Annotated in this window: 9 protein-coding genes and 1 pseudogene; 8 read left to right on the top strand and 2 right to left on the bottom strand. The window is 36.9% G+C overall.

The genetic code is table 11. The features are described from left to right. Positions 1–106 precede the first annotated feature (106 nt). The gene (locus ACESM9_RS12530; protein WP_372999148.1) at positions 107–796 is read right to left on the bottom strand and encodes a FadR/GntR family transcriptional regulator; all 690 of its coding nucleotides are present in this window, start codon (positions 794–796) and stop codon (positions 107–109) included. A gap of 314 nt (positions 797–1110) precedes the next feature. Here ACESM9_RS12530 and ACESM9_RS12525 point away from each other — a divergent pair. Beyond that, positions 1111–2100: pseudogene (locus ACESM9_RS12525) on the top strand (TRAP transporter large permease); the annotation flags it as partial. A gap of 60 nt (positions 2101–2160) precedes the next feature. Here ACESM9_RS12525 and ytvI read toward each other — a convergent pair. Beyond that, a complete protein-coding gene (gene ytvI, locus ACESM9_RS12520; protein WP_372999144.1) occupies positions 2161–3243 on the bottom strand; it encodes a sporulation integral membrane protein YtvI in 1083 nt (360 codons plus the stop codon). 261 nt (positions 3244–3504) lie between these two features. Between ytvI and ACESM9_RS12515 the strand changes: the two genes are divergently transcribed. The 7 genes from ACESM9_RS12515 to rsmI all read left to right on the top strand — a co-directional run bounded on the left by ACESM9_RS12515 (position 3505) and on the right by rsmI (position 9125). Beyond that, positions 3505–4956, top strand: coding sequence for an aminotransferase class I/II-fold pyridoxal phosphate-dependent enzyme (locus tag ACESM9_RS12515; protein WP_372999141.1), 1452 nt, complete (start codon positions 3505–3507; stop codon positions 4954–4956). 21 nt (positions 4957–4977) lie between these two features. Beyond that, positions 4978–5307, top strand: a complete 330-nt coding sequence (locus tag ACESM9_RS12510; protein ID WP_372999153.1) for a cyclic-di-AMP receptor — start codon at positions 4978–4980, stop codon at positions 5305–5307. Positions 5308–5325: 18 nt separating this feature from the next. Next, positions 5326–6339: a DNA polymerase III subunit delta' gene (gene holB / locus ACESM9_RS12505; RefSeq protein ID WP_372999151.1), complete on the top strand. Its 1014-nt coding sequence runs from the start codon at positions 5326–5328 to the stop codon at positions 6337–6339. Beyond that, on the top strand, positions 6311–7192 hold the full coding sequence (locus ACESM9_RS12500) for a stage 0 sporulation family protein (protein ID WP_372999138.1): 882 nt from the start codon (positions 6311–6313) through the stop codon (positions 7190–7192). Before holB ends, ACESM9_RS12500 begins: the two co-directional genes overlap by 29 nt. A 95-nt stretch (positions 7193–7287) precedes the next feature. Beyond that, positions 7288–7458, top strand: a complete 171-nt coding sequence (locus ACESM9_RS12495; RefSeq protein WP_255229383.1) for a DUF362 domain-containing protein — start codon at positions 7288–7290, stop codon at positions 7456–7458. 84 nt (positions 7459–7542) lie between these two features. Next, the gene (locus ACESM9_RS12490) at positions 7543–8283 is read left to right on the top strand and encodes a tRNA1(Val) (adenine(37)-N6)-methyltransferase (protein ID WP_372999135.1); all 741 of its coding nucleotides are present in this window, start codon (positions 7543–7545) and stop codon (positions 8281–8283) included. Then, a complete protein-coding gene (gene rsmI / locus ACESM9_RS12485; protein ID WP_372999132.1) occupies positions 8280–9125 on the top strand; it encodes a 16S rRNA (cytidine(1402)-2'-O)-methyltransferase in 846 nt (281 codons plus the stop codon). Before ACESM9_RS12490 ends, rsmI begins: the two co-directional genes overlap by 4 nt. Positions 9126–9243: the final 118 nt, after the last annotated feature.

The raw sequence follows: 9243 nt of genomic DNA, 5'->3' as shown, positions 1-9243 counted from the left end.
TAAGGTTTTATCGAAGGATTTAGCACCAAAGAGGAATACATAAACTCTTGTAGCTCGCAGTACGAAGCAGGGCGGAGCGGGGATACCTTAGGCAACGCAACTAATATTAACACCCCATATCGATAATGCCTCTTTTAATATGATAGTACATCGCAAGAGCTGCACCATCTGCATCTCGTTTTTCAATGAAATCCGCAATAAGTCGATGGTTGGTTAGGGCGTTTTCAGAAGCTAATTTATGAGTGCCTGCATACACTGAGGTTTTTATAGCATCATTTACTGCAGCTTCAATGGAAGGAAGCATAAGCTGAATTACATCATTATGTGTAGCTTTTGCAATTGCAGCATGAAACTGTTTATCTGCTTCATTGTACGGCTTGCCTGCTAATATAAGCTCTGCAGTTTTCCGTTCCCAATGGATTATATTTTCTATCTCTTCATCACTTGCTCGCTCTACCACAAGGCGAACATTGGCAGGCTCTAATATCAAACGAACTTCGAACCAATTGTTTACTAATTTTTTTTTGTCTTCCAAGTAAGAAATGCCAAAGGGATCGTTATGCATACCTGGATTTGCTGTCACGAAAGTACCTCTTCCACGCTCTATCGTTAATATGCCATTTGCAACTAATATCTTGACAGCTTCACGGATCGTTGTACGACTCACCCCCAACTCTTCAGCAAGCTTATTTTCGTTAGGCAGCTTGTCATTTGGATTATATTTTTTTTCTAAGAATATCATATCACTTATTTGATTGGCAATAATCTGTGAAATTGGAATAAAACCGTTGGACATCATTTATCCTCCAATCTATAAAAGTAAATATATTATAAATAATGGAAAATATGTTATATTATAAAGACATTATACAACACAATTAAAGAAATGTCATCAAAATAATACAGAACAAAAAAACATAATACCACTAGTATAAATATTCAAAATATTGTTGACATGAAGCAGGCAAAGTAATAAAATCTAACTAAACATAATACAACTTTTGCCCAAAAAACATAAATTATAAAAGAAATTATCAAAATTTTTTATAGGACATCATACATCATATGTATATTTTATGCATAGACTTATTTAACAAGTTATAATAAAATTCGGTGGTATCGGTTGTTGCAGGCATGTTCTTTGCCGCCATCTCCGGGTCCGGAGCAGCTACTACAGCAGCTGTAGGTGCTACATTGATACCGGAGCTAAAGAAGCGTGGCTATAAGGAAGATTCATCCACTGCACTAATAGCCTCAGCAGGTTGTATAGGAGTTGTAATTCCGCCTTCTGTTCCTATGGTCTTGTATGCGGTTATCGCAGACCAGAGCGTGACCCAGCTTTTTAAAAACGGATTTCTGCCGGGTATTATGATGGGGGGCATTTTGGTGGCCATATCCCTCAGACAGGCATATAAATACAATTATCCCATGGGTACGCAGTTTTCCTGGAAGAATCTTTGGAGAACCTTTAAGGAAGCCATTTGGGGTTTGCTGATGCCTATGATTATCCTTGGAGGAATATTCTCTGGCTATTTCACACCTTCGGAGGCGGCAGCAGTCGCTGTTGTGTATTCAATGCTGGTATCCATGTTTTTGTATCGAGATCTTACACTCAAGGAAATTGGGAAAATAATGCTTGGCAGTGCCAAGACTTCTGCCATCATTATGATAATAATATCCTGCAGCGGAGTATTTGGCTGGGTGCTTGCAAACTGGAAGATACCTGAAGCAGTGGCACAGGGGATACTATCCATATCTACAAACAAGTTTGTAATATTATTCCTGATCTCTATAATAATATTGATAGCAGGTGTATTTATGGAGACTTCTTCGGCGGTCATATTGCTCACACCAGTATTTTTGCCATTGATGCGCACATTGGGAGTAAATTTGGTGCATTTTGGAATCATATTCACGGTTGGTATTTCAATTGGTATGGTTACTCCGCCTGTGGCGATAAATCTGTTTGTGGGTTCCAGTATAACGGGTATGCCCATTGAGAAGATAGCCAAAGCAGTACTTCCTTATCTATTTGGTTTGATTGCCGTGTTCTTGCTGTATATCTATTTGCCAATATTCATACCAGGATTAATTTTCTAACATATATAGCATATTTCTTTATAAAAAAACTCATGCAATCCGCAAATTGCATGAGTTTTTTTATTTAAACTTAGGCAAAATTCCTACATTCTGTGTTGCTTTTATTGTAACCGCTATTGTGGGGCCTAATATTACACCTATGGGACCCATTATTTTTGCTCCTGCATATATGGATATGAGGGATATGAGAGGATGAATGCCAAGCTGATGGCCTACAACCTTTGGTTCTATCATATATCTTACAACAACAATTATTAAATATAATATTAACAGGGAAATACCTAGTTTATACTTACCGATTATTATAGCTACAATAGCCCATGGCACATAAACGCTTCCAGTGCCCAGTACGGGTAATACATCTACTAACGATACCAATATGGAAATTGTTAACGCATATTTTACTCCAATAATGTTAAGTCCAATCAATGATTCCACAAATGTTATGCTTATCAATATCAATTGTGCTTTCAAAAAACCTACCAAAGATGTTAAAAGATTTTTTTTGAAGTTTATTAGCTTGCTTTTCCAGGCAGGAGTGAATTGCCTGAATATAAAATTCTCAATTTTATCAGAATCCTTAGTAAAGAAGAAGGCAGCTACTGAAGTAATAATAAAAATAATACCCAGTTTAGGTAATGCATAAAGCGTATTCACAGTATGTTTAGCAGTGCTAGTCAAAACTACTCCTAGCTTATCTAATAAGTTCTTTGCTGTCTCTATAGCATATGTAGTTACTTCTGGTGGAAGCTGTATATATATGCTCTGTGCTTCCTTAGATAGATCTGTAATAAACTTATAGATTGCATCTGAATAAAGAGGCAGTCTTGATGTAAGGTAAACAAGTTCTGATATACCTTTGCTTAAACCTAGTGTTAACAGAGCGAAAAAAACTCCGTATACAAGCAACATCGATATGGCCACTGATATACCTTTTCCAATTTTCATGGGATAAAAACTCTTTGCTATTGGTTTAATCAGAAAAGAAATTAAAATTGCAACTATAAAGGGGGATAGATACTGGAAAACTAATTTTAAACCAAATACTACTGCAAGAAATACCAATGCGTAGACAATAAGTTTTAGGAGAGTTGCCAGGGTTTTTAGTATATAGTGTGTATATCCATCTACTTCATTCTTCAAATATATTCACCTCTTTTTCTTTATAGCCACATCTTTTATTCTTATTCAAATTATATGCGAAAAATAATAAATATTCAATTTATATCTATCAAATCCTTTATTGCAGATAAAGATAAAGGTATAATAGAGCTAAGAATAAAGTGACTCGTGCTGCGTTGCCCTTAGTATTCCTATAGGGTCCTGGCACGTGACACGAGCTTAAAACGGGTTCCGAGTCACGGGTCCCGAGTCAATAAAAGAGTATTTATGAGGAGAAAAAAGATGCTATACAATGATATGCCTATACTAAAATCATTAAAACAATATGCAGATTCTAATATATTACCCTTTCATATGCCAGGACATAAAAGAGGCATGATTTTTCATAGATTAGGTTTGGAGCACCTTTTAGACGACATAATAGAGATGGATACCACTGAAGTGCCTGGTGTGGACAATTTACACAGTCCTGAAGGTGCCATTATGGAAGCACAGAATCTAGCAGCCAGGGCTTTTGGAGCTGATCATACATTTTTTCTTATTAACGGCACCACATCTGGCATATATGCTATGATATTAGCAGCTACAAATCCCGGAGACAAGATACTTATACCCAGGAATGCCCATAGATCTGCAGTGAGTGGAACAATATTGGGAAAGCTGCAGCCAGTATATATGATGCCGGAAATAGATCCTTATATGGAAATACCTATGGGTATCAAAGCTTCCACAGTTGAAAATGCATTGGAGCATCATCCTGATGCCAGGGCAGTGCTTATTACAAACCCCACATACCATGGTGTATGCTCTGATATAGAAGACATTGCCAGAGTTGTTCATGAGAGAGGGAAATTGCTTTTGGTTGATGAAGCCCATGGTTCTCATCTCTCATTTCATGCTCAGCTTCCACCATCAGCTATGGAGGCGGGAGCAGACATGGCAGCCCAAAGCACCCATAAGACTTTGCCATCTATGACAGGCAGCTCCATGCTTCATGTGAAAGAGGGAAAAGTTGATATAGACAAGCTGAAATTTTTCTTACAGTTGGTTCAGACCACAAGTCCTTCTCATGTGATGTTGGCCTCTCTAGATGTGGCCAGATATATTATGGAAAAACGTGGACATATGCTTCTTGAAGAATGCATAAAATACAGCAATAAGGTAAGAAATGAAATAAATGATAAATCATCTTTTTACTGTTTAGGAAGGGACAAGATAGGCAACTATGGTATACATGATATAGATCCTACAAGAATAACAATTTGCTTAAGGAGGGGAGGAATCAGTGGAGTTAAAGGGGAAGAAATATTAAGATCCAAGTATAATATTCAGATGGAGATGAGCGATGCTCATAATATTGTGGCCATAACCTCCGTGGCAGATGATGAAAAATCATATATGAGCCTTCTTAAGGCAGTATTGGATATGGAACAATGGAGCAATAATGAAGAAAGAACTCTTTATAGAGCAGAATTTCCTAATTCAGCACCTGTTTGTCCAATATCCCCTTATGAAGCTGTATACAGCCAGGCAGAATATATAGACATAGAAAAAAGCCCAGGACGCATATCTGCTGAAATGGCAGTGCCATATCCACCAGGCATACCGGTTTTAATGCCAGGAGAATATATTGAGAAGGATATCATTGATTACCTGAGACAGTGTATCAATTTAGGTATAAAGGTAAGCGGCATTTCTGATTATAGAATGGAGAAGATTAAAGTTATAAAATAAAAGGAGGTCCTATGTATGAAAATGAAATTGGTATTGGCAGTTGTTCAAGATGATGATTCGGGAGAATTGATTGAAAGATTGGTTAAAAATAAATATAGTGCAACCAAATTAGCTTCTACAGGAGGATTCCTGAAAGAAGGCAATACTACATTGATGGTGGGAGTTACTGCTGATAAGGTAGAAGATGTAATTAGCATAATAAAAGAAGTTTGCCAAAGTAGAAAACAAACCTTCACCACACCCATACCTCCAACAGGATCCGCCAGTGTTTTTATACCCTATCCCATTGATGTTATGGTAGGAGGAGCAACCATCTTCGTGCTGGACATTGATCATTTTGAAAAAGTATAGGAGAGCTTAGTGATAGATATGGACTTTAAAGATATAATAGGTCAGGAGGTTTTAATCCAAAGCCTTCAAAATTCAATAAAAGATGACATGGTTGCTAATGCTTACATATTCAATGGCCCTGCAGGATCAGGCAAGAAAACGGTTGCGGATATCTTTGCCAGAGCTATTAATTGCAGGGATGCAAATAATAAACCCTGCAACCTTTGTTCTTCATGCAAAAAAACAATAGCCAGGGCAAATCCGGATATAATATATATTAAGCCCACTGGAAACTCAATCAAGATTGATCAAATCAGAAAGCTGATATCAGATATTTCCAGGAAACCTTATGAGAATCCTCACAGAGTAATTATCGTTGAAAAAGCGGATAGTTTAACTTCCGATTCACAGGATGCATTTTTGAAAACCCTGGAGGAACCTGAGGGGAATAATGTATTCATATTGCTTACGGAAAACTATAATACCTTACTTCCCACTATAATATCCAGGTGTCAGGTATATAGTTTTCAAAGATTGAACCGGGAGAATATGAAAACTGTTTTGGCTGGATTAGGGTTTACACAACCTGAAGAAATTGAGATTGCAATAGAAAACTCCAATGGTATAATAGGAAGAGCAATAGAAATACTTAAGAATAGAGAACTTGAACCTAAAGGCAAAGCATATGAGGAACTTTTGCTTGAGCTTTTAAAAGAAAGCAGGGTAAAGGTATTGGATTGCAGCGAAAGTTTGTTGCACAGCAAAGATGATGGAGAAAAACTGTTAGGTTTTCTTCTTAGCTTTTTCAGGGATATACTTGTTCTAAAAGATATGAATGATAATGAATATATAATTAATAAGGCTATTGATACTTATATAAAGGAGAATTATGTTCATAACTTTAAGGAAGAAGACTTGTTTCAAATAATAGACTCTATAAAGCAGATTATGATTTCTATGGATTTTAACGTAAGTTATAAAAATTCTATAGACAGTTTGCTTTTAAGAATATTGGAGGTTAATAATGATAAAGGTAGTAGGAGTACGGTTTAAGAAGGCAGGGAAGATATACTATTTTGACCCTGACGGACTGGACATAAAAAAGGGCGATAATGTAATTGTAGAGACTATACGAGGTGTAGAATTTGGAAATGCTGTGGTTGGAATAAGAGAAGTTGGAGAGGAAGATATAGTAGCCCCGCTTAAAAAAGTGTTAAGAATTGCTACGCCAGAAGATTGTCTCAAATACGAAGAGAATAAGCAAAAAGAAGATGAAGCCTTTAAAATATGCCTTGAAAAGATAAAAAATCATGACCTGGGTATGAAGTTAATTGATGTTGAGTATACTTTTGATAATAATAAGATAATATTTTATTTCACAGCAGATGGCAGAGTGGATTTCAGAGAGCTTGTAAAAGATTTAGCAGCAGTATTTAAAACCAGGATAGAACTAAGGCAGATAGGAGTAAGAGATGAAGCCAAGATGCTTTCAGGGTTGGGTCCATGTGGAAGGACTCTTTGTTGTGCTACTTTTTTAGGAGAATTTGAGCCTGTATCCATAAAGATGGCAAAGGAGCAAAATCTATCCCTGAATCCTACTAAAATATCAGGGATATGTGGAAGGCTGATGTGCTGCTTGAAGTATGAGCAAGAAGCATATGAAGAAGTAAGAAAGTATCTTCCTAAAGTGGGAGCTCTGGTTGATACTGGTGAAGGCACTGGGGAGGTTATAGAATCCAGCGTTTTGTATGAAAGCGTAAAGGTAAAGATGGACTCTCCGGATAATAATATAAAAACCATAAAAGAATTTTCCATGTATGATGTTAAGGAGATAGTACCAGGTAAAGACATAGAACCAGAGATTGAAGTAGAGGATTTGGAAGAATTAGAGAGCCTGGAAGAATAATGATATTTTTATAACAATTTTATCTATTTGAAGGGTTTTCAATAACAAATTTTAGTGGTAAAATGGATAAAGAGATTTTAAGGAGGTGTCCAGTGATGGCATATAAAATAACAGATGCTTGCATTAGCTGTGGAGCTTGTGAGGCAGAATGCCCTGTTAGCTGCATAAGCGCAGGTGATGACAAATATGTTATAAATCCTGAGGAATGTATTGAATGCGGAGCTTGTGCAAATGTTTGCCCCGTTGATGCTCCTGTACAGGACTAATCTATAATAAAAAAAAGACCTGAGGGTCTTTTTTTTATAACATAAGACCAGCGACCAGAGACTTTATATCATGGAGGTAGCGCCTTGGAAGATCTTTTAAAACTAAATGAAACTTTAGATGATTTACAAAATGGATATTATATAATACAAAAAAAAGAAGGATTCCGATTTGGTGTAGATGCGGTTCTCCTTTCTGATTTTGCAGCCTTGAAGAAGACCGATAATGTTCTGGAAATGGGCACCGGTACAGGAATAATATCTATTTTGCTTCATGCCAAGAAAAATCCAAAAAAAATTACTGCCATAGAGATTCAAGAGGACATGGCTGAAATGGCACATCGAAGTATAATATATAATAAACTTGAGGATTATATAACCGTATTGCCTATGGATTTAAAGGATGCTCCTAAAAAATTGGGCAAGGGAGTATTTAATGCAGTTGTAACCAATCCTCCATATATGAAGTTGGGCTGTGGTATAATCAACCCTTCAGAAAAGCAGGCCATCTCAAGATTCGAAGTAGGCTGCAGCTTGGAGGATGTTCTGGACTCGTCCTATGAGGTACTAATGCCTGGTGGGAAGCTCTTTATGGTACATAGAGCAGATAGGCTTGTAGATATCATATTTAATATGAGGATGCGAAAGATTGAACCTAAGAGAATACGATTTGTTCATTCAAGCATAAACAAGAAACCTCACCTTCTGTTAATTGAAGGAATGAAAGGCGGCAGACCTGAACTTAAGTTCATGGAGCCTCTTTATATATATGATGAAAACGGAGACTATACCCAAGAAATACATAATATTTACGGGAGGATGAAATGATGGCTTCCTGTCTTTATATAGTTGGAACTCCCATAGGCAATCTGGAGGATATAACACTAAGGGGTATAAGGATACTTAAAGAAGTTGATATTATAGCTGCAGAGGATACCCGACAGACAGCAAAGCTATTGAATCATTATGATATTAAAAAACCTATGATAAGCTATCATGAACATAACAAAAAGACCAAGGGCGATGAAATCATAGGATTGATTTTCCAAGGGAAAAATGTGGCTTTGGTATCCGACGCAGGGATGCCTTGTGTGTCTGACCCGGGTGAAGATTTGGTCAGGCTCTGTGTGGAAAAAGGGATTGAGGTTATTCCTATCCCTGGACCTTCTGCTTCTTTAACAGCCCTGTCTATATCTGGCCTTCCAACATCTCGCTTCGTATTTGAAGGATTTTTACCAACCAAGGGGAAAGAAAGGAAAGAAAGGCTTGAAAGGTTAAGAAAAGAGAATAGAACCATCATATTATATGAGGCACCTCATCGACTTATGACTACTCTCAAGGACTTGAAAGAATATATGGGTAATGTCAATATAAGCATCTCGAGAGAACTGACAAAGAAATTCGAGGAAACCCTTAGAACCGATTTGGAAGGTGCAATAGAAGAATTTAGTAACAGAAACATAAGAGGTGAATTCGTACTAATACTGGAGGGGAAAAGCCCAGAAGCTATTAAGGAAGACGAAGAAAAGCATTGGAAGGATATCAGCATAAAGGATCATATAATAATGTACATGGACAAGGGACTTTCTAAGAAAGAGGCTGTAGCCTTGGTAGCCAAGGAAAGAGGTATTAGTAAAAAGGAAGTATATAATATTAGCATTGAAATTTAAGCATATATCAAATATAATTTTCATAAGGAGGGATAATTATGACATTTACTAAAGAAATGACAGTAGGTGAAATACTGCGAACCAATCCTAAAACTGCAGAAGTTTTCATGTCCTATGG

This window comes from Lutispora sp. (assembly GCF_041687175.1).
GTDB lineage: Bacteria > Bacillota > Clostridia > Lutisporales > Lutisporaceae > Lutispora.
This window is presented reverse-complemented; position numbering and strand designations above follow the sequence as displayed.